We start from the raw sequence: 24361 nt of genomic DNA, 5'->3' as shown, positions 1-24361 counted from the left end.
GCCGCACAATTACTGCGCAGCAACCGTTAAACGAGCAACACGATTTGCTTTAACAAACTGGCTTAAATCCACCGGCTGACCTTGATATCGAATCTGTACCGCTGCGGGTGCACCAATAGTAAGTTTAAACGGCGCGGTGCCTGCCAGATTCAACTGAGTCCCGCTTTTCTGGGTACCACTGAACAGCGTTTTACCTGTGGCATCGACAACCTGCAACCAACAATCACCAGAGAAATCCATCACCAGCCCGTTCGCTTCCGCAGCAGAAACACCTACCACCGCCTCATTGGTCGGCAACGGAGTCTGCGCCACAGGGGGAACCAGCATGTCAGGGATCGTTGCTTGGCTTGGTGCAATCACCGCTGGTATCTGAGCTTCGCTATTAACCGGTGGCAACCCGGTATTGCTTACTGGTGGAACAGTAATGTTCTCAGGCGCAACGCCATTATTCGTAGCTGAAGCGGCCTGCTCGCTACTCCCCTCATTAGGAAGCACCGGCTGAGCGTCATGATTGTTTTGAGAAAGCTGCGCAGAAGAGTGGTCAACCATCGTGGCAATCTCTTCCTGCTGTGCCTTGTGATTTTGCCACCACCAGGCCCCCGTCAAACCAATGACCACAAACGCAATCAGCCAGGTAAAGCTCATCAGCCAGCCATCACGCTTTTTACGGCGTTTACCCAGTGAAAAACTCTGCATCTGAGCCACTTTGGCGACTCTGGCCGGAGCCTGTTTTGCCAATCCTGGCAACAATTCATCTTCTGGTAAATGCACCAGTTTGGCATAGGAACGGATATAACCGCGCACAAAAGTTGAAGCGAGATCGGAAGGAATGTTGTCGCTTTCAAGATCGCGCACGGTAGACATTTTGAGGCACAGGCGTTCTGCAACGGCCTGTTGACTCAACCCGAGTTGTTCACGGGCCTGACGCAGGCGTTGGCCTGTCGTCATAGATACGGTTTTATCTTGGGAGTCTTCAGTATTCATTAGCTAAGAACTGCTGGTACTGTTTGGATTGTGGAAAACTTCGCGCTAACTGCTTGCCATAACGCTGAACGCTATCTTGACGGCCTGCTAACGCGGCGAAACGAATTTGTAACCATAAACTGTCGGCACTGGCCGGCAGAACATGTTGATAACTATCCAATAAAAGTTGCGACTGCGCGCGTTTCCCTTCTCCAAATTGCTTTTCTGCCTCCACTAACAGTGGAGCACCCTTGTCCGGATCAACCTTCAGCGCACGAGCCAATGACTTACGCGCTTCATCGTTTTGCCCGGATTTGAGGAAACAGTAACCTGCGTTTTCCAGACTGTCAGCAACCTGACTGTAATCTTGCGCCAGTGCTGCGGCGCTAAACTGTTGTTGGGCCGGTACATACTGCCCTAAACTACAGAGAAACGCACCGTAATTATTCAGTACGGTTCCATTACCCGGTGCAAGTTTCAGCGCTTGCTGATAACGCTGTTCAGCGGCGATGTTATCACCAACCCGCTGAAAGTAGAGTGCCATACCTAATTGAGTACGATAATCCTGTGGAGCAGCGTCCGCTGCTTTTTCCAGATTTTGCTTCGCGGCTTGCATATCGCCCTGATTCAGATATTCCAGGCCCAGTTGCAAACGCGTTTGCCCCGCCGCTGGTTCGCCTTTATCCGGTGCCGAACTTGAACACCCCACCAGCAAACCGGCCGCCAACAACACACTCCACAGTTTCAGCTTCATGCTTGCACTCATTCCTTATCTCATGTTACCCGCTAGCCAAAAAAATTGCTGCTCACATAACAGGCTGTTAGATAACAAAAAAATCATGCTATAGGATTCAGACCGTTCGTATGTTGATAGGTTCCCCGGCCATTTTCTTTTTCAGGGTCCGCTTGGTACGATCAATCACTTCACCCGCCAACTGCCCGCAGGCGGCATCAATATCATCGCCACGGGTTTTACGAACAATAGTCGTAAAACCGTATTCCATCAACACCTTGGAAAAACGATCAACACGGCTGTTGGAACTGCGGCCATAAGGTGCGCCAGGGAACGGGTTCCAGGGGATCAGGTTGATCTTGCATGGTGTATCTTTCAACACCGCCGCTAACTGATGCGCATCATCGGTACTGTCGTTGATATGATCCAACATCACATACTCAACGGTCACCCGGCCCTGATTCGCGTTGGACTTTTCCAGGTAACGGCGAACCGCAGCTAAAAAGGTTTCAATATTATATTTCCGGTTGATCGGCACGATCTCATCGCGGATTTTGTCGTTCGGTGCATGCAGCGAGATCGCCAACGCCACGTCGATCATCTCACCAAGCTTATCCAACGCAGGAACCACACCCGAAGTTGACAGAGTCACCCGGCGTTTGGACAGACCGAAACCAAAATCATCCAGCATGATTTCCATCGCAGGCACCACGTTATTCAGGTTGAGCAACGGCTCCCCCATGCCCATCATCACCACGTTGGTGATCGGGCGCTGGCCAGTGACTTTCAAAGCACCAATGATTTTTGCCGCACGCCACACCTGACCAATGATTTCCGACACCCGCAGGTTGCGGTTAAACCCCTGCTGCGCGGTCGAACAGAATTTGCACTCCAGCGCACAGCCAACCTGCGAAGAAACGCACAGGGTCGCACGGTCAGCCTCTGGGATATATACCGTCTCAACCTGCTGATCGCCAACTTTGATGGCCCATTTGATGGTACCGTCGGCCGAACGCTGTTCTTCCACCACTTCTGGCGCACGGATTTCAGCAACGCTCTGTAATTTATTACGCAGACCCTTATTGATGTCGGTCATCTGCTCAAAATCATCACAGCAATAGTGATACATCCATTTCATGACCTGATCGGCCCGGAACGGTTTTTCACCCATTTTGGCGAAAAATTCACGCAGTTGCTGACGATTCAAATCCAGCAGATTAATTTTGGCCGTAGCCGATTGTTCCGCCTGCTCAGAGAGTTCAGCCAGCGGCTGGTTTTCAGACATGGAGTGCTCAGATGCGATGGGTTCTAACATAATGATCTCTTGGCCTCGTTGTTACACGTTATGGCGCTATCTCTATCTTTCAAACCGCAGCCCTAGCGGCTGCTTGAAAAAACAAGGGGATAAAAACACGCCCCAGATAAGGTGGCTCATCCGGGGCGCGGCATTGTACAAATTTTAGTAGCAGGTTTCCATGCCTGAGACATTTTTATTGTTTCAGCATAAAAACAGCCGCGATCTCCAATGAATTTCAAGTTGCAATCGATCAGACTGCTGCCTGAAAAACAACAGGGATATCAACGTGGGCAGATTTCGCTTTCGTTAAAGAAATAGGCGATTTCACGCTGAGCAGACTCTACGGCATCGGAACCGTGAACGGCGTTAGCCGTGAAGCTATCTGCATAATCGGCACGCAGGGTACCGGCCAAGGCGTTGTCTGGGTTGGTTGCGCCCATGATGTCGCGGTTACGCTGTACGGCGTTTTCTGCTTCCAGTACCTGAACCACGATCGGGCCAGAGGTCATGAACTCAACCAAGCCGTCAAAGAAAGGGCGGCCTTTGTGCTCAGCATAGAAGCCTTCAGCTTGTTCGCGTGTCAAACGCAGCATTTTGGAGGCAATGATTTTGAAACCCGCGCGCTCGAAACGTGCATAGATTGCGCCAATGTCGTTGTTGGCTACAGCATTTGGTTTAATGATGGAAAAGGTACGTTCTACGGTCATGATGGCCTCTGTCAGACTTTCAAAACAGACCGGACAAGAATTTGGGCCGGCCTTCTCAAGTGGCGCAAATTATATGTGCACCGTTAACGCTTGCCTACGGGAAAATCAACATTTCATTAAAAAAAATCATCGTAATTCCCTACATTCAACCATGGTCACCATTTTCATCAACAAAGGGAACGCCTGTAAAAAGCCTGCTTACTGTATTTTGTTGACGGAAGGAATGATATTACGCAGCCAACTGCCCCAACGGCGCTGATAAAACGGTTGCGTATGCGTGAGCATATAATGGCTGACCCCCGCTTCCTTTTCGGCCACCAGGCAAAAATCGACCGGATCGTCATTCAAGGCAGTTTCGCTGGCCACGCTGCCTGCTTCACTGATTAAGGCTTCGATCTCAGCCTGTTCGCCATCCACCTCCAGGCCGATCAACAGATTAGGTTTCTCGTCCACGGCCCGATCGTGCATCAAAGCCAGAAACGCGCGGCGTACCGGCTTACGTTGGCTGAATAACGTTGTCAGCGCCTCCACCATCGCCGCAGGATACTCCTCGGGTTGCCCCAGCAGGATTTGCGTTTCTTTATCAATATCACGTTCCACCGGTTTCACTACCCCACCCGTGGCCAGCAACATGGCAATCTCATCAGGAAAAAATTCTTTACCGTATTCCGCTTTCGGGTTGAGGAACAGATCGGCCCCTTGTGTGATTTCAAACAGTACACGGGCAGGCATGGCGATAAACGGTTGCTCAACTTCCACGGCTTTTTGCAACGTTTCCAGCGAAGAGAAAAACGGTACAACGCTGCTACCATCCTGTTTTTCCCAATGCTGAATATTCACCGGAGTCTCAGCGTTGAGTATGACTTCGCCTTCCTGCTGCAACTGCTCGCTGTCACCCAGAATGTAAACCGTCGAATCCAGCAATTCACGGAAAAACGCCGGGCGATATGCAGCTTCCGCTACCGCTAGCCGCAAAAGGCGTTCCAGTTGGTTTTCGCCTGGAACGGCATCGTCATCATGGTGGTGGACACTCATTGCTTACTCCAATGTATTAAGGGCTCAGCATGCTGAGCCCTTCCTGAAAACGTCATGTTAAAGCCGGGCAATCTGCTCTGCGATTATTTGGCTTTACGCAGCAACAGATTAGCCAGCGTGCGCACACCCAGGCCGGTTGCGCCTGCTGACCATTGTTCTACTGCACCTTTACGATAAGTGGCAGAGCAATCGATATGTAACCAGCCTTTCTGGTAGTCCTTCACAAAATGCGACAGGAACGCCGCCGCCGTGCTGGCACCCGCCGGGTAGGCCGCCCCTGCCACGTTGTTCAAATCGGCAAAGTTGGAGGGTAACTGGCTGCGATGGAACTCCGCCAGCGGCAAGCGCCAGAAAGGCTCCTGTTCGCCGTTAGCGCTCGCCAACAGTTCTTGTGCCAAAGCATCATCAAAACTGAATAGTGCATGATAATCGTTACCCAACGCGGTTTTTGCCGCCCCGGTCAACGTAGCACAATCAATGATCAGCTCTGGATTTTGCTCACTGGCATCGATCAGGCCGTCGGCTAGAACCAAGCGCCCTTCAGCATCAGTATTCATGACTTCGACGGTTTTGCCGTTACGGTAGCGGATAATATCCCCCAGCTTGAAGGCGTTCCCACTGACCATATTATCCGCACAGCACAGATATAACTTCACCCGTTGCTGCAAACCACGCGCTACCGCCAACGCCAGCGCCCCGGTGATGGTCGCCGCGCCCCCCATGTCGGATTTCATCGAATCCATAAAGGCGCTCTGTTTCAGGCTGTAACCACCAGAGTCGAAAGTGATACCTTTACCTACCAGGCAAGCAAACACCGGGGCATCTGGGTTGCCAGTCGGGTTGAAATCCAATGCCAGAAATACGGCAGCACGCTCAGAACCGCGGCCAACGGTATGCAAGCCCGCATAGTTTTGCTCACGCAAATCTTCACCTTTGGTGATACGGTAACTCACCGCATCACCACCCACGCTGCACATCAGATCAATTGTGCGTGTAGCCAGCTGTTCTGGCCCCAATTCTTCTGCGGGCATATTGATGGTGTCACGTACCCAGTCAACAATTTTCAAACGCTGTTTCAGCTCTTGCTGTTCCGCTGCTGGCAGTTCCGCCCATTCAACGCTGCGTTGGCCTTTTGGCCCACGATACCCCTGCCAGAATGCCCAACTTTGTTCCAGCCCCCAACCCTCACCAGCCAGTTTCACTTTCTTGATGCCCTGGCCGTCAATCTTGCGCGCCACACGCTGGATAACACCTAATTCATCTTTACCGGTGAGGTGAATAGTCATGCCGTCGTTATTGATACTCAGCAACGCTTTTTCACCCCAACGCGCATCGGCCGTCTGCTGGGATAGTGTGATCTGCATGATTTCAGTTGTCATAGCCTTACTCCAGTCCAGATTATTCTTTTATTAATCGTATTGGATACAACACAAACGGGCCACCATAGGCAGCCCGTTACGCTATTTATTCCGCTTCATCTAGCCAGACTAACAAAATCGCTTCCAAGATCTTTTCGTTAGACGCTTGCGGATCATCATCGAATTCTTCCAGATCGCAAATCCATTGGTGCATATCGGTAAAACGCACGGTTTTCGGATCGAGATCCGGGTATTGGTCATACAGGGCTTCGCCGATTTCACGGCTGTCAGTCCACTTTAGTCCCATGATTATCTCCAGCAGTACATTGTGCCTCATTTTACCCAATGGATTTCAAGTTGCAGCTAGGCGACAAACTCGTGAATCCCCAGGAGCTTACTTGAGTAAGTGACTGGGGTGAGCGAGTGCGGTCAACAACGCTGCGGCTTGAAAGACAAAGGGTAAATTAGTGCTCGCGTGCGTGGTTGATAGTATAGCGTGGCATTTCGACCACCAGATCTTCATCGGTAACGCGCGCCTGGCAGCTCAAACGGCTTTCTGGCTCCAGCCCCCAGGCTTTGTCCAGCATGTCATCTTCCAATTCACTGCTCTCGGCCAAGGAATCAAACCCTTCGCGCACAATGCAGTGACAAGTGGTACAAGCACAGGATTTTTCACAGGCGTGTTCAATTTCAATCCCGTTACGCAGCGCAACGTTGAGGATCGTTTCCCCTGGCTCCGCTTCCAGCACTGCTCCCTCTGGACATAAATCTTGATGGGGCAGGAAAACAACTTTTGGCATGGTTAAACCTCGTCCACAGAATGGCCTGCCAGCGCACGGCGAATAGAAGCATCCATACGGCGCGCGGCAAAATCTTGAGTTGTTGCATCAACTATTTTTATTGCGGCTTCGATAACCGCAGGATCGGTACCCTGCATAGCCTGCTGCAAATTTACTACCGCAGCGCTGATTGCCTGGCTTTCTTCTTCACTCAGCAATGCGGCATCACTCGCTAAAGCGCCCTGTAGGCTCTCCAGCACGCGTGAAGCATCAACCTGCTGTTCTGCCAGCCTGCGTGCGCCGATATCACTTTGTGCATTAGCCATTGAGTCCTTAATCATGCCTGCAATCTCGGCATCGGACAGGCCATAAGAAGGCTTCACTTGGATGGAGGCTTCAACACCGGTGGATTTCTCCATCGCTGTCACACTCAGCAGGCCATCCGCATCCACCTGGAAGGTGACACGAATATGCGCCCCACCCGCAGGCAATGGTGGCAAACCACGTAGCGTAAAGCGAGCCAGCGAACGGCAATCCTGCACCAGTTCACGTTCCCCTTGCAGCACATGGATCATCATCGCACTCTGGCCATCTTTGAAGGTGGTGAACTCTTGCGCACGCGCCACAGGAATGGTGGTATTGCGCGGGATCACTTTTTCCACCAACCCTCCCATGGTTTCCAAGCCCAGCGACAGCGGGATCACATCCAACAACAGCATTTCGCTGTCTGGTTTATTGCCCACCAGAATATCCGCTTGAATTGCTGCGCCGATAGCCACCACTTTATCGGGATCGATAGAGGTTAACGGCACGCGGCCAAAGAAATCACCCACCTGTTCGCGCACCAACGGCACGCGGGTAGACCCGCCGACCATCACTACTTCCAACACCTCATCAGCATTGACAGCAGCATCTTTCAGTGCACGGCGGCACGCCAGCAGAGTACGCTTCACCAAGGAAACGATCAGTACTTCAAACTGTTCGCGGGTAATCTCACCTCGCCAGCCAGCCACCTCAATCTTGGCGCTTGGCGCATCACTTAATGTGATTTTTGCGTCGATCGCTGCGTCCAGTAGTTGGCGTTGCAGGCCATGATCGCTACGATCGGTGATACCCGCCTGCTCACGTAGCCAGTCAACCAACAGATGATCGAAATCATCACCGCCCAATGCAGAATCACCGCCGGTAGCCAGCACTTCAAATACGCCACGGCTAAGGCGAAGAATGGAAATATCAAAAGTACCACCGCCCAGATCGTAAACGGCGATCACCCCTTCCTGGCCTGAATCCAGCCCGTAGGCAATTGCCGCTGCGGTGGGCTCATTCAACAGACGCAGCACGTGCAGGCCCGCCAAACGCGCAGCATCTTTGGTGCCCTGGCGCTGCGCATCGTCAAAATAAGCTGGAACGGTAATCACCACGCCGTCAAGTTCACCTTTCAGTGCTGCCTGCGCACGTGCAGAAAGTGCCTTGAGGATATCGGCAGACACCCCGACCGGGTTAACCAGGCCAGCGCTGGTTAGCATCATCGGCAGGCCGCTTTCACTGGCTTGAAACTGATAGGGCAAGTTTGGGTAACGCTGTTGTACATCAGCCAACGAACGGCCCATCATACGTTTGACCGAACTGATGACATTAGTGGGGTCTTGTGCTGCCTGCGCACGAGCGGCCCAGCCTACCTGGTGTTCTGTAGCCTGATAATGCACCACAGAGGGCAGCAGAATACGCCCTTGTTCGTCGGCCAGTGTTTCAGCCTGACCGCTGCGCACAGTGGCGACCAACGAATGGGTAGTGCCTAAATCGATACCGGCAGCTAAACGACGTTGGTGCGGCGCCGCGCTGAGACCAGGCTCGCTAATTTGTAATAAGGCCATGTTAGGGCTTCCACAATCAAAATGTATTACTCAAAACCCAGCAATTTTTCTTCGAGTTGTTCAACCTGCTGCTGAAGTTTGTCCAAAAAACGCAGTTTACGCACGGTATCAGCGGCTTGCGGCCACTGCTGATTATCCAGTTCCAGCACCATCTGCGCACTACGCTGTTTGAAAGTGTTGTTCAGGCGTGCTGCGAAAGTAGCAAGCACACTCTCCGCATTTGGTTGGCGTTCGATAGCATCAAGTTCTTCACGCAGTTCCAACTGTTCCATCAGAAACGCCGTGTCACGCATCGTGTGTTGCTCATTGTGCAAATCAAAGCCGTGCAAAGATAGCATATACTCTGCACGTTTTAACGGATGCTTTAGCGACTGGTAAGCGTCATTGATAGTTGCCGCCTGTTGTAATGCCATCAGGCGGTCACGTTCAGGCTGGAGAGCATGGCGATCAGGGTGAAATTGGCGCTGTAGGTCTTGATAGCGTAAGGCAAGCAAGCTACCGTCCACGTTATAGCGAACCGGTAGCCCGAATAAAGTAAAGTAATCCATAGCGTGCTCTGGGCATTATCGTGATGGTTAAGGTTCCCCCGCACAATACGGGGGAGCACGACGAGCTGTCAGACGTTAAAACTTTCGCCGCAGCCACACTCGCTTGAGACATTAGGGTTGTTGAACTTGAAACCTTCGTTCAGGCCCTCCTTAACGAAATCAAGTTCAGTGCCGTCAAGGTAGACTAGGCTTTTACCGTCAATGATCACCTTAACGCCTTTGTCTTCAAAAACGATATCGTCATCGTTCGTTTCATCAACAAATTCCAGCACATACGCCATACCGGAGCAGCCGGAAGTTCTCACTCCCAAGCGCAGACCAAGACCTTTGCCACGGTGATTCAAAAACGCCTGAACACGCTGTGCAGCACTGTCGCTCATAGTAATCGACATAACAACCTCACATTCTCTATACCCTGATCTTTTACGCCGTGCACGGCTGGCCGTGGCTGGAAATTCATTGGGTATAATCAAAAAATCACTTGGCGCTATGCTTGCTTTTATAGTCGGCAATCGCTGCTTTAATGGCGTCTTCAGCCAGAATCGAACAGTGAATTTTAACCGGCGGCAACTCCAACTCTTCGGCAATCTGGGTGTTTTTGATCGCTTCAGCCTGATCAAGAGATTTGCCTTTCATCCATTCGGTCACCAGCGAACTGGATGCAATAGCCGAGCCACAACCGTAGGTCTTGAAACGGGCATCTTCGATAATCCCTTCATTATTGACCTTGATTTGCAGCTTCATGACATCGCCGCAGGCCGGTGCCCCGACCATACCGCTGCCGACGGTAGGATCTTCATTATCAAAGGAACCCACATTACGCGGGTTTTCATAGTGATCGATTACTTTTTCGCTGTAAGCCATGACGTTGTTCCTGGATCCTGAGAATTAATGATGTGCCCATTCGATGCTGTTGATATCCACGCCCTGCTTGAACATTTCCCACAGTGGCGAAAGATCACGCAGACGACCAATGGATTTATGGACCAGCGAAATGGTGTAGTCGATCTCTTCTTCCGTGGTGAAGCGCCCCAGAGAGAAACGGATCGAGCTATGTGCTAGCTCATCATTCATGCCCAATGCTCGCAGCACATAAGAAGGTTCGAGGCTGGCAGAAGTACAGGCAGAACCTGAAGATACAGCCAGATCTTTCAGCGCCATGATCAGCGACTCACCTTCAACATAGTTGAAGCTGACGTTGAGAATGTTTGGAACACCGTGCTCCAGACAGCCGTTCAGATAAACTTCTTCTATATCTTTCACGCCGTTCCACAGACGATCGCGCAAAGTACGCAGCCGCGCCATTTCGCTCGCCATTTCTTCTTTAGCAATACGGTAGGCTTCGCCCATACCCACAATCTGATGAACCGGCAGAGTACCAGAACGCATACCACGCTCATGACCACCACCGTGGATCTGAGCTTCGATACGGATGCGTGGTTTACGGCGCACGTACAATGCACCTATGCCTTTTGGACCATAAATCTTGTGACCAGAGAAAGACATCAGATCGACTTTCAGTTTGCTCAGATCGATAGGCAGTTTACCTACGCTTTGAGTGGCATCGACATGGTAGATGATCCCGCGCGCACGGCACATTTCGCCAATGGTTGCGATATCCTGCACCACACCAATTTCATTATTGACATGCATAATAGAAACCAGAATGGTGTCTTCTCGCATGGCTGCTTCAAGTTCTTTGAGATCGATAATCCCATTCGCTTGAGGTGCCAGATAGGTAACTTCAAAACCTTCACGCTCTAGCTGGCGGCAAGTATCCAGCACGGCTTTATGTTCGGTTTTGCTGGTGATGACGTGCTTACCTTTCTTCTGATAGAAATTGGCAGCGCCTTTGATCGCCAGATTATCGGATTCGGTCGCCCCAGAAGTGAACACGATTTCACGTGGGTCTGCGCCAACCAGCTCAGCGACCTGGTTGCGGGCGATATCTACAGCTTCTTCCGCCTGCCATCCGAAACGGTGGGAACGGGAAGCCGGGTTACCGAAAGTACCGTCAAGGGTTAAAAACTGCATCATCTTCCCGGCAACACGTGGATCGACCGGAGTCGTTGCCGAGTAGTCCAGATAAATCGGTAATTTCATTGCTCTAGTGCTCCGTACATCACTTCCAAAAACGAATAAACTTGTCGCCAGCTGCTTATGCCCGCAGATTAACGTTGATCGTTTCTTGCAGACGGCCATTGGCCGTGCGGCGCGTATCGTTATTTTGACGATCCGCTACGTCCAGCACTTCCTGGTTGTTCACCAGTTCAGCCAGCGTAATATTGTTCAGGAACCCACTGATCCGCTCGCTCAGATCACGCCACAGTGCGTGGGTCAAACAGCGATCCCCACCCTGGCAGCCTTCTTTACCTTGGCAACGGGTGGCATCGACTGATTCATCGACAGCGGTGATCACGGTACCTACGGCAATCTCGCTGACATCTTTACCCAACAGATAACCACCACCTGGCCCACGTACGCTGGCTACCAGGCCATTTTTACGTAAACGGGAAAATAATTGTTCCAGGTAAGATAGCGAAATACCTTGACGTTCTGAAATATCCGCCAGTGGTACCGGCCCTTCCTGGGAGTGCAGTGCTACGTCGAGCATAGCAGTAACGGCGTAACGTCCTTTAGATGTCAGTCTCATAGTGAAATGATTACCTGTTAGTTAAACATGCTCGAAAGTCTGACATTCCCGAGTAATTCAGTCAACTATTTAACCAAGTAATTTACTCAACTATTCGCACGTTTCGTACTTTACTTTACCCTTCGTTTATAAAGCACAGGTTATAATTATCGGATAAATAATGTTATTTTTATACAACCGTCAAAATTAATGGCCTTAATGTTTATCCTGTTTTTCAATCGAGGTCAGCATCCCACGCAGGATATTCAGCTCCTGTGTTTCTGGGCGCGCCCGAGCGAACAACCGGCGTAAACGATTCATCACCTGCCCAGGGTGTGCCGCACGGATAAACCCCGTGCGCAGCAGCGTTTGTTCCAAATGCTGATAAAAACGCTCCAGATCATCCACCAAAGGATACGGAGCTTCCTCCTGCGGGAGAACCCCTTCCTGCTGGTGATCCAGATAGGCAACACGCACTTCATACGCCAGGATCTGCACCGCCATCGCCAGATTCAGTGAGCTGTAATCTGGATTGGCAGGGATCGCGACATGATAATGGCATTTTTGCAATTCATCATTGGTTAAACCAACCCGCTCGCGGCCAAACACCAGCGCAACTGGCCCTTGACTCCCTTCCTGGATCGCACGCACACCGCACTCACGGGGTTCCAGCATCGGCCAGGGTAACGTGCGTGAACGCGCACTGGTTCCCACCACCAAACTGCAACCCGCTATCGCATCATCAAAGGTATCAACGATTGTCGCATTACCAATAACGTCGCTGGCACCCGCAGCCAAAGCGATCGCCTGTGAATCAGGTTTCACCAGCGGTTTAACCAGATAAAGATTGGTTAAACCCATGGTTTTCATCGCGCGGGCCGTGGAACCCATGTTACCAGTATGAGAAGTTTCAACCAGAATAATGCGGATATTGTGCAACATACAAACTCTGAACGTAACGGAAAATCGCAGCATCTTAACACAGGCTTACGCTCAATAGCATGCAAGTTACAGGTTAGTGACCACGAAATCCCCCCCTCAGCCAACCGTTTACCGCACTTAAAAGAGTGAATCATCAAAAACACCCCGCCATATGGGGATTAGGCATTTTGCCGAACACCTGCTATACTCCGCGCCGTTTCCTGTTCTTTAACATCCTGTGGAAGATACCCATGCATCCGATGCTGACTATCGCCGTGCGCGCTGCGCGTAAGGCCGGTAACCTGATTGCCAAAAATTACGAAACCCCAGACGCTGTAGAAGCGAGCCAGAAAGGGGCTAATGACTTTGTCACTAATGTTGATCGCGATGCAGAGCGTCAAATTATCGACATCATCCGTAAATCTTACCCAAAACACACCGTCATTGGTGAGGAATGTGGCGAGTTAGTTGGCGAAGATCAGGACGTGCAATGGGTGATCGATCCACTGGATGGCACCGCCAACTTCATCAAACGTTTCCCACACTTTTCTGTTTCCATCGCCGTACGCATCAAAGGCCGTACTGAAGTTGCGGTCGTTTATGATCCTATGCGTAACGAACTGTTCACTGCCACTCGTGGCCAAGGCGCACAGCTTAATGGTTATCGCCTGCGTGGCACCAATGCCAAGGATCTGGAAGGCACCATCCTGGCAACCGGTTTCCCGTTCAAGGCCAAACAGCATGCTCCGGCTTACATTAATCTGGTCGGTAAACTGTTTACCCAATGTGCAGATTTTCGCCGTACCGGTTCTGCGGCCTTGGATCTGGCTTACGTGGCTGCTGGCCGGGTTGATGGTTTCTTTGAGATTGGCCTGAAACCTTGGGATTTTGCGGCAGGCGAACTGCTGGTGCGTGAATCAGGTGGCTTGGTAACTGACTTTATTGGCGGCCACAATCACCTTAATTCAGGCAACGTGGTTGCAGGCAACCCACGCGTAGTAAAAGCGTTGTTATCTACTATACGCGAAGAATTGAGTGAAGCGCTGAAGCGCTAATATTGCAGATTCAACATACAGAGCCACCATAAAAAACGCTGCAAATGCAGCGTTTTTTTATGCCCGTTAGCGGGCGAAAGGGCGGATGCCACCACCAAATTCTGGCTGCGCACTGATATAGAGCAACACCCCGGCAAACAGTAAAATAATGCCTCCGGCCAACGCCAGCGAGCTCCAGGCCACTGCGCTCCAGGCAGCAGTTGCCCGCTGGCGGCTGATACGCACCGCCAGCTTACGGCTGCAATGCACAAACAGCGCCAGGGCAGAAATAGTCAACGAAGTGCCGAGCGCCATCGCCAGGGCAGAAAGTACCCCCCAGATAAAAACGCCAATAACCTTAGAGAACAACAGAACCAGAATCGCACCGGAACATGGCCGCATCCCCATTGCCAGCACGATAGCAACCTGAGTACGCCAGTCACTACCGGCTTGCAATTCCGCATCGCTGGGCAAATGCCGATGCCCGCAACCACAGTGGGCACTGTGAACATGATCCTCAGGCAATGGCTGCAAACGGTTGATACGCCACGTTGGCCCTGGCCGTATGGTTTTTACTGCCTGATATAAACGTTTTAGCGCTCGCCAGCTCAACAGCACACCAAGCAAGATCACCAGAATAAAGCTGCCCTTTTCCAACCAGAAACTGCTCTGATGCAACTGCCTGGAAGATAGTTGTAACACCACCAACACGAGCATCACCAAAGCGATCGCCACCACGCCTTGCAGCAGCGAGGCGGCAAACGTTAGCTTCAAACTGCTTTTCAATCGCGTAGGATGGGTAGCCAGATAGGTGGCAATCACCACTTTGCCATGGCCTGGCCCAAGCGCATGCAGCACCCCATAGCTCAGGCTGAACAGTGTTAATGCCAGCCCTGCCTGCTGCGGCGCGGCTTTAACCTGCTGTAACAAGGCCGCCATTTGTTGGTGCAACCCTTTCTGCCAGATCACCGTTTGCATCAACAATTGTGGCCAATAGTGCCATACCAGCAGTATCCCCCCCACCAGTACGCTCAATAACAATAACAGCGGCCACAGGTTGAATATCCAATAACGTTTATTCCCTACTGGTTGATTCACATTCACTGACATTGCAACGTGACTCGCTGTGCAAACTGTTGCCCTAGTGCCATGTCTTCGCCCGGGGAATCATTTTTGTCGAGAGACAAAGCATAAGCCTGCAATGAGACATCCGGTTGCGGCGTGACCAGGCTAAATTGACAGTGTTTGGCTATTTCTGCTGGCAGATGCAGCGCTGTTTTGTCCTGATACGTCATATCAACAAAATAAGTGGGATCATAAGTGCTAATCTCAAACGGTTTACCGGCCAGCGCCTGCGGTTCGGCCAGCGGCAACACAAACTCCAGCACAGCCTGATGGCCCTGGCGGGAAAGATGATATTCCGTTGGCAGGTTCAAATATTTTATCGGTTTACCGTCACGATAAATATCGGTGAAATAATGCTGCCCCAGCACGTTAGCCATCACTTCCGCTGCCAACTTCTTCCAAACCTCTGTATCGTTTTGGGCATTTTCTGCGTCATACAGCAGGTCTGCCGAGGTGATTTCATCCATAACCCAAATCATTTTCAAACCAACCAGTTTCTGGTTTTTCACCACAAAGGTGGTGTTCATATCAATAAAACTGTGCGGGTGAGCGGCCACACCCACACTGAACAGACTTAAGAAACCAGCCAATAAGCCACGTATCTTCATCATCACACCATACTCATTATTGTTATAAAATAACATAAACCACTCTTCAACGGGCAACAAAGCACGGAGGAATTGTGACGAAAGTGGTAAGCCGAAATAAAACCCAAGGCAACATCCGCGCCGCCATAACGCCTTTTGCTATGCTTACAACAGAATTTCAACTTAACTTTCCAGAAGGTGATATGAGCCTAGACACATTTTCTGTGCCTGAGCTCTCCGGTCAACAACGGCGTTGTCATTTGTTACTGATGCTATACACGCCGGTGCCCACAGTACAACTGGAGACTATCAGCCAAATCAATGGCGTCGACCTGCCTACTACCCGGCAAGATATAGCTGAGGTTGCCAGTGAGATCCAGCGTTTCCACCATCTGGAAATCAGCGGTAACCCTGATGATGGTTACCAAATACGGGGAAACACGCTCAACCAACGCCTTTGCCTGCTCCACTGGCTGCGGCGGGCTTTGCGTTGTTGCCCAGAATTTGTTGAACAGCATTTTGGCCCGCAATTTCAACAACCCATCTCTCTTCACCATGCACAGATCGCCACGTTAGAATTATGTATCAACGAATGCGAACAATGGCTTAACCGCTATTTTGAACAACGCGATCGGCAACTACTTCTGTACTATCTGTGCTATTGCGTTTGGGAGAGCCAACGTCAGCATCACCCCGTTTTTGATCGGGCACAGCATCAGTGGCTGCAAAGCAAACCGGAGCAGCCAGCAGCAACGGTGCTACATCACACGCTGAACCAACTGTTCAGCCAACCTACCGATGCTAATGAATGTGATTTTCTGGTACTGATGCTGATCATGTTGAAAAATCACAGCTACCAAAGCAGCGATTCGGCGGAAGATCGGCGCCTGATGGCTGCCATTGAACAGATGGTGGAGCAATTTCAACAGCTTTCTGGCATGAATTTCAGCAGCAAGGAAGAACTCATCAGCCAACTGTTCGCTCATCTGGCTCCGGCCGTTGAACGCAGCTATTTTTCCATTGGTATTGATAATCTGTTGCTGGAAGAGGTAGTACGTAAATATCCACGGCTGATGCGTATGACACAGCAGGTATTAATCCCGTTTGAACAGGAATATGGCATTCAGTTCTCCCGCGAAGAAGCAGGATTGGTCGCCATCAGCTTTGGTGCCTGGTTGATGCAGGGGAATGCGTTGCAGGAAAAACAGCTGTTATTGCTCACACAAGGTAACCCACATCTGGAAGACGCAGTGGAATACCAGATCCGCGAATTAACCCTACTGCCGCTCAACATTAAATACCTGCCGCTGGCGGATTATCTGCGCACTGGCGCGCCACCGGGTATTGCTCTGGTGATCAGTCCCTATGTTACGGAGCACCAGCAACAGCAACCACCGCTGATTTATACCAAGTTGCCGCTGAAAAATCAGCAACGCAAGGCGCTCCGTGCGTTGCTGGAAAGCCACTAACGGCTGCTGACTGCCGCCGCGGGTGGGCGAATGAATAATACCGGCAATACCATCGCAGCCATCACCCAGAATACCCCACCCTGCCAGTGCTCAAACAGGAAACCGGCCAGCACAGTCATCACCGCGATACCGCCCCCCATCGCCAAAGCAGAATAAACGGCTTGCAGGCGGATCACTTCCGGCCCCTGACGTGCAGCAATAAAACGCATCGCCGCCAGATGGCAGACAGTGAAAGAGCCACAGTGCAATACCTGCATCAAGATTAACCCACCCAGTTCAGTGGTAGATGCCATCAGACCCCACCGCAGTAAACCGCACACCGCCGAAAGCAGTAACAGATTACGCGCATTCCAGCGCCGGAATAGAAAATTGCTGCTGGCAAAGATAATCACCTCAGCAACTACGCCCAGTGACCACAAATACCCGATGGTCTCGGCAGAATATCCTGCATCTTGCCAATAGATAGATGCAAAACTGTAGTAACCGGCATGTGCTCCTTGTAATAAGGTGACACACAGCAAGAAACGCCATACCGGTCCTTCACTGAGCAATTCACGCCAAGAACGGGCAGCCTTGCTTTGAGTAAGCGTTTCCCCCTGTGGCATCACGCTCGGTTTCAGCAACATCCCCAGCAACATCGCCAATATACCGAGCAACAGGCTGTATAAAATAGCCTCATGTCCCCAGGCAGAAACCAACTTGCCGGTCAGCGCCGACCCCATCACAAACGCCAGCGATCCCCACAACCGCACCCGGCCATAGTCCAAAGTGATCTGCCGCTGCCAGGTGGCGGCCAATGCATCGGTCAACGGAACCAACGGTGAGAAGAACAGGTTGAAACCAACAATCACCAGTAGCAACCAGGCCCAACCGTTACCAAAAGCAAAACCAATGGCAAATGCCAGCGCTAACAGAGCCAACAGACGCAGCGCAGTGACTAAATGCGCAGGATCTTTAACGCGGGGAACAATCAGCAAACTGCCAACAAAACGGGCCGCCAGCCCAGCCCCCAGTAAAATACCGATGGTTTCCGGGGGTATACCCTCACCTTTCAGCCAAACACTCCAAAATGGAAGGAAGATACCAAAAGAGAAAAAGTAGGTGAAATAACTCAGAGCCAGCCAGCGCGTTGATTGCAAAACCATGTACCCTCCAGAATGAGGACAATACTTTGACAGAGCTCACACGCTGTAGCAATGTGCATTCATCCTCAAAGAGTTAGAGTGCAAAGCAGTTCACGATTTGTTTATCATGGGCGTAAAAAAACCCGCCGTAACGGGTTTATCTTTAACCGTATGTAGGCCGGAGCCGTTCAGCGTAATTACGCGTAAACTGGCAACCGCGCACAGATATCCAGCACTTTCTTCTTGGTGCGCTCGATAGTAGCTTCGTCGTTGATGTTATCTAACACATCACAAATCCAGCCAGCCAGTTCACCCACTTCTGCCTCTTTGAAGCCGCGGCGGGTTACCGCTGGCGTACCAATACGAATACCGGAAGTCACAAACGGGCTTTTCGGATCGTTCGGCACACTGTTTTTGTTGACGGTGATGTTGGCACGGCCCAGCGCCGCATCCGCTTCTTTACCGGTCAGGTTTTTATCTACCAGATCCAGCAAGAATAGGTGGTTATGTGTGCCGCCGGAAACTACTTTGTAGCCACGCGCCAAGAACACCTCTACCATCGCTTTGGCATTAATAGCCACTTGCTGCTGGTAAACCTTGAACTCAGGCTCCATCGCTTCTTTCAGCGCTACCGCTTTACCGGCGATCACGTGCATCAGCGGGCCGCCCTGCCCACCAGGGAACACGGCAGAGTTCAGTTTCTTGTATAGATCCTCATCACCGCCTTTTGCCAGGATCAGGCCGCCACGCGGGCCCGCCAGGGTTTTATGGGTGGTGGTGGTCACAACATGTGCATGAGGAACCGGGTTCGGGTACACACCAGCGGCAATCAGACCCGCCACGTGTGCCATATCCACAAACAAATAGGCACCGATGCCGTCGGCAATTTCACGCATTTTTGCCCAGTCAACAATGCCGGAGAAAGCAGAGAAGCCGCCGATGATCATTTTCGGTTTGTGAGCCTGCGCCTGCTTTGCCAGATCGTCATAGTCAATCTGACCTTTTTCGTCGATACCGTAAGGCACCACGTTGTACAATTTGCCAGACAGATTCACTGGTGAACCGTGGGTCAAGTGGCCGCCATGTGCCAGATTCATCCCCAGAATGGTATCGCCCGGTTGCAACAATGCGGTGTAAACAGCAAAGTTAGCCTGAGAGCCAGAATGTGGCTGAACGTTGGCATAATCGGCACCAAACAACGCTTTGGCACGATCAATAGCCAGTTGTTCAACGATGTCCACATATTCACAACCGCCGTAATAACGCTTGCCCGGATAGCCTTCTGCGTATTTGTTGGTCAATTGTGAACCCTGAGCCTGCATAACGCGCGGGCTGGTGTAGTTCTCAGATGCAATCAGCTCAATGTGCTCTTCCTGACGCACCACTTCTTGCTCCATTGCTGCCCACAGTTCAGCATCATAATCGGCAATGTTCATTTCACGCTTTAACATCCGGCATCTCCTGGCTTAAATCAGCTCACTAAAAATCACCAAATAACTACCCATATGGGTTCTGTGCCACAGTGTAAACTGTTTCCCCCCACCGAAGATAGGCTTTGAAAAAGGTTTTTACGCAAACGATTGGCTTTAGGCAGCGCAAGGCTTTGAGGCACGTAATATCCCTTTATTGTTAACGGACTTTTACTCATGATGATGGTGCGGTTTTTTCATGTTTGGTGGAACAGAATCAATCAATGAGCAACTCCATACAAATAACAATGTTATTTATCAATAGGTATAAGCACCATTATAAGATATATTTAAAATGCAACATTAACTATACCTAACCATTTCAAGTGCTTTAGCTTGTTAAAAGACATAGAAGATAAGAGGAACGTTTCATGCTAGATAGCCAAACCATCACCACCGTAAAATCCACTATTCCCCTGTTAGCGGCAACTGGCCCGAAACTGACCGCCTACTTCTATGACCGTATGTTTGCCCATAACCCTGAATTGAAAGATATTTTCAATATGAGCAACCAGCGTAATGGCGATCAGCGTCAGGCTCTGTTTGATGCTATCTGCGCCTACGCCAACAACCTGGAGAATCTGGCGGCCCTGCTGCCTGCGGTGGAACGCATAGCGCAGAAACATGCCAGTTTTAATATTCAGCCGGATCAGTATCAGATTGTCGGGCATCATCTGTTGGCCACGCTGGACGAAATGCTCAAGCCAGACCAGGAAGTGCTGGATGCCTGGGGTAAAGCTTATGGCGTATTAGCAGATGTCTTTATCCAGCGCGAAGGGCAGATTTATCAGGAAAGTGAGCATGATGACGGTGGCTGGCGCGATTTGCGTGCATTCCAGATTGTTGAGAAACAGCCACAGAGCGACGTGATCAGCAGCTTCGTTCTGGCACCGGTGGACGGTGGCCGCGTGAAAGACTTCAAACCAGGCCAGTATTTGGCGGTTTATATCAAAGACAATACATTGACCAATCAGGAAATCCGTCAGTACTCGCTTTCCACATCACCCAACGGCAAATATTACCGTATTGCGGTAAAACGCGAAGAACAAGGCACGGTTTCCAACTTCCTGCACCAACAGGCCAAAGAGGGCGATATTCTGTATATCGCACCGCCACGCGGTGATTTCACCTTGGATATCACACCAGCCACGCCAATCACTTTGATCTCCGCTGGTATCGGCCAAACTCCCATGCTGAGCATGCTCAATAGCCTGCACGATCGCCAGCATCAGGCTGATATTCACTGGCTGCATGCGGCAAAAAACGGCGCGGTTCATGCGTTTGCCGCCGAAGTGGCGGATATCGCCGGGCGTCTGCCAAACCTCAATCGGCACGTCTGGTACAGCAATCCTAATGCCGATGATGTGCAAGGGCGGGATTACGACAGCCATGGCCCCATGGAACTCAGCGTCTTGCAAACGGCACTGAATAACCCTCTGATGCATTACTATTTCTGCGGCCCGGTCTCATTCATGCAGTTTATTGCCAAGCAGTTGCTGGATATGGGCGTGGCTGCCGAACGTATCCACTACGAATGTTTTGGCCCGCACAAAGTACTGTAAAACTGCCAGGGTACGCTGCAAAGCCGTACCCTGATATTTTACTGCTTTTTCAACGCACGGGCGGCTTCCACTTGTTCCGCGGTAACCGGAGCCGCCTGATTGCCCCAACTGCCACGCAGATAGCTCATCAGATCGGCCGCTTGCCGATCGGTCAGTTTCCAGCCGTAACCTGGCATCACGGTCGCCATTGTCTGCTGTGTGATAGGCGTATGCGCACCTTCCAGTACCACCCGTAGCGCAGTCAATGGGTTATCCGCCGTAATCACCCGGTTCCCCATCAACGCGGGAATAACGTAGTCGCTGCCTTCGCCTTCGTCCCCGTGGCAGGTTGAGCAATACATCGCGTAAGTCTGTTTGCCAGCTTCCAAACTGTGGCTCGCCGCCAGCGGGATGTTACTCGCTTTCGGTATTACCGCCGTCAGGCTATGCAAATAGACCGCAATACTGTTCAGGTCAGCATCGCTGAGATACTGGGTACTGTGAACCACGACATCGCTCATCGGCCCCGCCACCGCAGCATGCTGGCTACGCCCGCTTTTCAGCAAGGCCACCACCTCATCCGGCGGCAACCCACGTAACCCCGGTGCATACCAGCCATCCAATTCTGCACCACTCAAAAATTCTGCTGCTTTGCTGTCCAACCCCTTTTCCTGCATGGCCCAGCCCCGTGGCGTATGGCAGCTACCACAATGACCCAGCCCTTGCACCAGATAAGCGCCACGATTCCATTCGGCACTTTGCCCTTGCTCCGGTTGATAAGGGTGATCCTCATGGAATAATGCGCTCCATACCGCTAACGGCCAGCGCATGGAAAGCGGCCAACTGATGTCACTTTCCCGGTTAGCTACGGGATGGGCCGGAACTTCATGCATCAGATAGCCATACAAGGCCCGCATGTCCTCTGCGCTCATTTTGGCATACGAGGTATAAGGCATCGCCGGGTATAAACGGTGGCCATCTTTGGCAATGCCTTGGCGCATCGCGCGATCAAAGTCTTCGAAGGTATAGGCCCCGATACCGTACAGCACATCCGAGGTAATATTGGTGGCGTAGATATCCCCTAGCGGCGTTGGAAACTTCATTCCCCCAGTCAGCGTATTTCCACCCGGTGCGGTATGGCAAGCAGCACAATCCCCTGCTTTGGCAACGTATTCCCCTGCTGACATTGCCAGCGCCGCCCCACTCGTCAACCACCCAATCAGGCACAGTAAGCGCAGGTTCATACCTCCTCCTTGGCTTTACCATAAGCCAGCTCATTCACCGCTCGCCATGCCTGATCGATAGCCGAATTGGCATACGGGCTCCAGTCAGAGTCGGAATTGGCAATCACGATTTTACCTATCGGCTGCCGCGCTGTTTCGATAATCTTCTGCGATTCTTCTTCATCATCGAACAGACCATTGAGAAAATAGGCATAACCATGCGACCAGCGGTTAACGGTGATCGCCTGAATATCACGCTGATGGTCAAACCCGGCGGCACCCAACATGCCCTGCAATTGTTCACGGATCATCTGCTCATACACCTCAAAAGGGGTGCCCAACAGCAAAGCTCTGCCCTTACGTGACTGTTCACGTGGGCTAAGGCCACTACCTGCCAAGGTAGGAACATACACCATATGCAAACCAATCGGCTGATTCGGATCGCGCGGGTGTTGGTATCCCCCCATGTTCACAGGATAGTCCAGCTTGACCCGGCAATAAGGTGCTGTCGGCGAATACACTTCATGCACGCCCAGCTTGATAAACGGCTGCCAGTTACGGAGCACCACTTTGCTGTATACCAGAGGGGATTTTACGTTCTGCTTCAGCGCTTCCTGCTGCGCCGGGGGCATTTCCGGTATCAGATATGGGATCATCATGTTGTAACCGGCCATCACCACTTGCCCGGCCCGCACTTTAATCACTTTCCCCCCGTTGATATAGGCCACTTCCACCTTATCGCCGATATTAGCGACATGCAGGCCAGTACTGCTCAGCCGCAGTTTTACCGGCGATTCAGGCCGATCGAGCTGGCTATAATCAAACCGTGCCATCACGATATCCTGCATATCTTTCCCCGGTGCAACCGCCGGGATCAAATGGCGTACCATCAGGCGCGCCAGCGTGGCGTTACCATCTGGGAAATGGAACACGTAAGGTTCGTCAAGATCCGCCTGTGACTCTTCATCCAGCGGTGGCAAATTCATGCCATTCAGCCCTGGTAAATCACAGATTCGGGCGTCGCTACAAGAAGTGGCATCAATGCCAACCGCCTGGAAATCGCTGGTGCTCTGCTGGAAATAGCGAATCGCCATTTCGCTCAGGCCCACTTTCTCACGCAGAAACTGGCTATAGCTGTGCTTATCCAGCCAGGCGACCTTTTCTTCCTGGCTCATCCCCGGCAAGTAATCTTTTTCGGCGGTATGCAGGGCAATCAACGCTTGGCGATCGCTTTCCGATAATGGGAAATCACCAATGAAATCCTGGTAGGAACGGCCATTGAGACGATCACGGGGGATATCATCCGCCACCCGGCGGCCTGGATCGCCACCCACCACTTTATCAACGCCAAAATTCTTGCGATCAAAGTAAACACCACGGCTCAGATTCAGATCCGGGTAGAACGTTTTATTGAATGCCTGTTCCAGGTTATCGATACTGACGCCCAGCTTTTGCAGCAACCCTAGCGCCACCGGGCTGAAGTTGGCACGCGGCGACTGTAACGACTCGCTGCCGCCATAACCCAGAATCATGCCGTTTTCGCTGCTGAATTCGTTGCGTTTGGCATGCCCGCCAAAATCGTCATGGTTATCAATCAATAAAATACGTTGCTGTTTACCCTTCATCTGCTGCCAGAAACAGGCAGCAGCCAAACCGCTGAGCCCGGCTCCTACCACCACTAAGTCAAATTCTTCCTCAACGGGTGCGTTGGCAAAGTCAAAAGCCTTACCGCTGCGCCCCAATTGATGTGCATGTTCGAATGAACCAGGATGATTACCGCGCAGGCCCGTCAAAGCTGGGGGATAATTGAGAGTTTGATCGGCAAGCTGTGGCGATGCGCGCAGAATCTGCATCGGCGTTAACCCGGCGGCAATGGTGATCGCCACTCCGTTAAGAAAATCACGACGAGTGATAGCCATCATAGCGTCCTTAAATCTTCATT

24 protein-coding genes are annotated in these 24361 nt (G+C 51.5%); 3 read left to right on the top strand and 21 right to left on the bottom strand.

Annotation, left to right across the window (positions count from 1 at the left end):
* Positions 1 to 9: 9 nt before the first annotated feature.
* The 15 genes from rodZ to trmJ all read right to left on the bottom strand — a co-directional run bounded on the left by rodZ (position 10) and on the right by trmJ (position 12868).
* Positions 10 to 984 (bottom strand): cytoskeleton protein RodZ, encoded by a 975-nt coding sequence (gene rodZ, locus Z042_RS10815; RefSeq protein WP_024913144.1) that lies wholly within the window; start codon positions 982 to 984, stop codon positions 10 to 12.
* On the bottom strand, positions 974 to 1717 hold the full coding sequence (gene pilW, locus Z042_RS10810; RefSeq protein ID WP_024913145.1) for a type IV pilus biogenesis/stability protein PilW: 744 nt from the start codon (positions 1715 to 1717) through the stop codon (positions 974 to 976). Before pilW ends, rodZ begins: the two co-directional genes overlap by 11 nt.
* Positions 1718 to 1814: 97 nt before the next feature.
* Positions 1815 to 3011, bottom strand: coding sequence for a dual-specificity RNA methyltransferase RlmN (rlmN, locus tag Z042_RS10805; RefSeq protein WP_024913146.1), 1197 nt, complete (start codon positions 3009 to 3011; stop codon positions 1815 to 1817).
* Positions 3012 to 3274: 263 nt separating this feature from the next.
* Positions 3275 to 3700, bottom strand: coding sequence for a nucleoside-diphosphate kinase (gene ndk / locus Z042_RS10800; RefSeq protein ID WP_004952077.1), 426 nt, complete (start codon positions 3698 to 3700; stop codon positions 3275 to 3277).
* A gap of 198 nt (positions 3701 to 3898) precedes the next feature.
* Positions 3899 to 4735: an enhanced serine sensitivity protein SseB gene (sseB, locus tag Z042_RS10795; RefSeq protein WP_024913147.1), complete on the bottom strand. Its 837-nt coding sequence runs from the start codon at positions 4733 to 4735 to the stop codon at positions 3899 to 3901.
* 83 nt (positions 4736 to 4818) lie between these two features.
* Entirely contained in the window at positions 4819 to 6114 is a 1296-nt protein-coding gene (pepB, locus tag Z042_RS10790) for an aminopeptidase PepB (RefSeq protein WP_024913148.1), read from the bottom strand.
* An 85-nt stretch (positions 6115 to 6199) separates the two neighbouring features.
* Positions 6200 to 6400 (bottom strand): Fe-S cluster assembly protein IscX, encoded by a 201-nt coding sequence (iscX, locus tag Z042_RS10785; protein ID WP_024913149.1) that lies wholly within the window; start codon positions 6398 to 6400, stop codon positions 6200 to 6202.
* A 157-nt stretch (positions 6401 to 6557) separates the two neighbouring features.
* Complete coding sequence (fdx, locus tag Z042_RS10780) at positions 6558 to 6893, bottom strand: ISC system 2Fe-2S type ferredoxin (RefSeq protein WP_024913150.1); 336 nt, start codon at positions 6891 to 6893, stop codon at positions 6558 to 6560.
* 2 nt (positions 6894 to 6895) lie between these two features.
* A complete protein-coding gene (gene hscA / locus Z042_RS10775) occupies positions 6896 to 8746 on the bottom strand; it encodes a Fe-S protein assembly chaperone HscA (RefSeq protein ID WP_024913151.1) in 1851 nt (616 codons plus the stop codon).
* A 26-nt stretch (positions 8747 to 8772) separates the two neighbouring features.
* A complete protein-coding gene (gene hscB / locus Z042_RS10770) occupies positions 8773 to 9294 on the bottom strand; it encodes a co-chaperone HscB (protein ID WP_024913152.1) in 522 nt (173 codons plus the stop codon).
* A gap of 68 nt (positions 9295 to 9362) precedes the next feature.
* Entirely contained in the window at positions 9363 to 9686 is a 324-nt protein-coding gene (gene iscA / locus Z042_RS10765; RefSeq protein WP_024913153.1) for an iron-sulfur cluster assembly protein IscA, read from the bottom strand.
* Between the two features lie 85 nt (positions 9687 to 9771).
* On the bottom strand, positions 9772 to 10158 hold the full coding sequence (gene iscU, locus Z042_RS10760; protein WP_004952090.1) for a Fe-S cluster assembly scaffold IscU: 387 nt from the start codon (positions 10156 to 10158) through the stop codon (positions 9772 to 9774).
* 24 nt (positions 10159 to 10182) lie between these two features.
* The gene (iscS, locus tag Z042_RS10755) at positions 10183 to 11397 is read right to left on the bottom strand and encodes a cysteine desulfurase (protein WP_024913154.1); all 1215 of its coding nucleotides are present in this window, start codon (positions 11395 to 11397) and stop codon (positions 10183 to 10185) included.
* A 55-nt stretch (positions 11398 to 11452) separates the two neighbouring features.
* Positions 11453 to 11947, bottom strand: coding sequence for a Fe-S cluster assembly transcriptional regulator IscR (iscR, locus tag Z042_RS10750; protein WP_024913155.1), 495 nt, complete (start codon positions 11945 to 11947; stop codon positions 11453 to 11455).
* A 195-nt stretch (positions 11948 to 12142) separates the two neighbouring features.
* Complete coding sequence (trmJ, locus tag Z042_RS10745) at positions 12143 to 12868, bottom strand: tRNA (cytosine(32)/uridine(32)-2'-O)-methyltransferase TrmJ (RefSeq protein ID WP_037406823.1); 726 nt, start codon at positions 12866 to 12868, stop codon at positions 12143 to 12145.
* Positions 12869 to 13098: 230 nt separating this feature from the next.
* On the opposite strand from trmJ, the gene suhB reads away from it, so the two are divergent.
* Entirely contained in the window at positions 13099 to 13902 is an 804-nt protein-coding gene (gene suhB, locus Z042_RS10740; RefSeq protein ID WP_024913156.1) for an inositol-1-monophosphatase, read from the top strand.
* Positions 13903 to 13968: 66 nt separating this feature from the next.
* On the opposite strand, the gene Z042_RS10735 is transcribed toward suhB, so the two are convergent.
* Together Z042_RS10735 and Z042_RS10730 are read right to left on the bottom strand one after the other, a co-directional pair.
* Positions 13969 to 14991 (bottom strand): nickel/cobalt transporter, encoded by a 1023-nt coding sequence (locus Z042_RS10735; RefSeq protein WP_024913157.1) that lies wholly within the window; start codon positions 14989 to 14991, stop codon positions 13969 to 13971.
* Complete coding sequence (locus Z042_RS10730; RefSeq protein WP_236849246.1) at positions 14982 to 15617, bottom strand: DUF1007 family protein; 636 nt, start codon at positions 15615 to 15617, stop codon at positions 14982 to 14984. The genes Z042_RS10735 and Z042_RS10730 overlap by 10 nt, the downstream gene beginning before the upstream one ends.
* A 179-nt stretch (positions 15618 to 15796) precedes the next feature.
* On the opposite strand from Z042_RS10730, the gene csiE reads away from it, so the two are divergent.
* Positions 15797 to 17062 carry a stationary phase inducible protein CsiE gene (gene csiE / locus Z042_RS10725; protein WP_024913159.1) on the top strand — a complete coding sequence of 422 codons (1266 nt, stop codon included), beginning with the start codon at positions 15797 to 15799 and terminating at the stop codon, positions 17060 to 17062.
* Here csiE and Z042_RS10720 read toward each other — a convergent pair.
* Together Z042_RS10720 and glyA are read right to left on the bottom strand one after the other, a co-directional pair.
* Positions 17059 to 18207: a 3-phenylpropionate MFS transporter gene (locus Z042_RS10720; RefSeq protein WP_024913160.1), complete on the bottom strand. Its 1149-nt coding sequence runs from the start codon at positions 18205 to 18207 to the stop codon at positions 17059 to 17061. The two genes, csiE and Z042_RS10720, sit on opposite strands and share 4 nt — an antisense overlap.
* Before the next feature lie 176 nt (positions 18208 to 18383).
* Positions 18384 to 19637, bottom strand: a complete 1254-nt coding sequence (gene glyA / locus Z042_RS10715; protein WP_024913161.1) for a serine hydroxymethyltransferase — start codon at positions 19635 to 19637, stop codon at positions 18384 to 18386.
* 389 nt (positions 19638 to 20026) lie between these two features.
* Here glyA and hmpA point away from each other — a divergent pair, with 389 nt between their 5' ends.
* A complete protein-coding gene (hmpA, locus tag Z042_RS10710) occupies positions 20027 to 21217 on the top strand; it encodes an NO-inducible flavohemoprotein (RefSeq protein ID WP_024913162.1) in 1191 nt (396 codons plus the stop codon).
* A gap of 38 nt (positions 21218 to 21255) precedes the next feature.
* Here hmpA and Z042_RS10705 read toward each other — a convergent pair whose 3' ends face one another.
* Together Z042_RS10705 and Z042_RS10700 are read right to left on the bottom strand one after the other, a co-directional pair.
* Positions 21256 to 22440, bottom strand: a complete 1185-nt coding sequence (locus Z042_RS10705) for a c-type cytochrome (protein WP_024913163.1) — start codon at positions 22438 to 22440, stop codon at positions 21256 to 21258.
* Positions 22437 to 24338: an NAD(P)-binding protein gene (locus Z042_RS10700; RefSeq protein WP_024913164.1), complete on the bottom strand. Its 1902-nt coding sequence runs from the start codon at positions 24336 to 24338 to the stop codon at positions 22437 to 22439. The genes Z042_RS10705 and Z042_RS10700 overlap by 4 nt, the downstream gene beginning before the upstream one ends.
* Positions 24339 to 24361: the final 23 nt, after the last annotated feature.

Source organism: Chania multitudinisentens RB-25, from assembly GCF_000520015.2.
Classification (GTDB): Bacteria; Pseudomonadota; Gammaproteobacteria; order Enterobacterales; family Enterobacteriaceae; genus Chania; species Chania multitudinisentens.
Note: the sequence above shows the minus strand (reverse complement) of the source record. Positions and strands in the feature narration are given on the sequence as shown.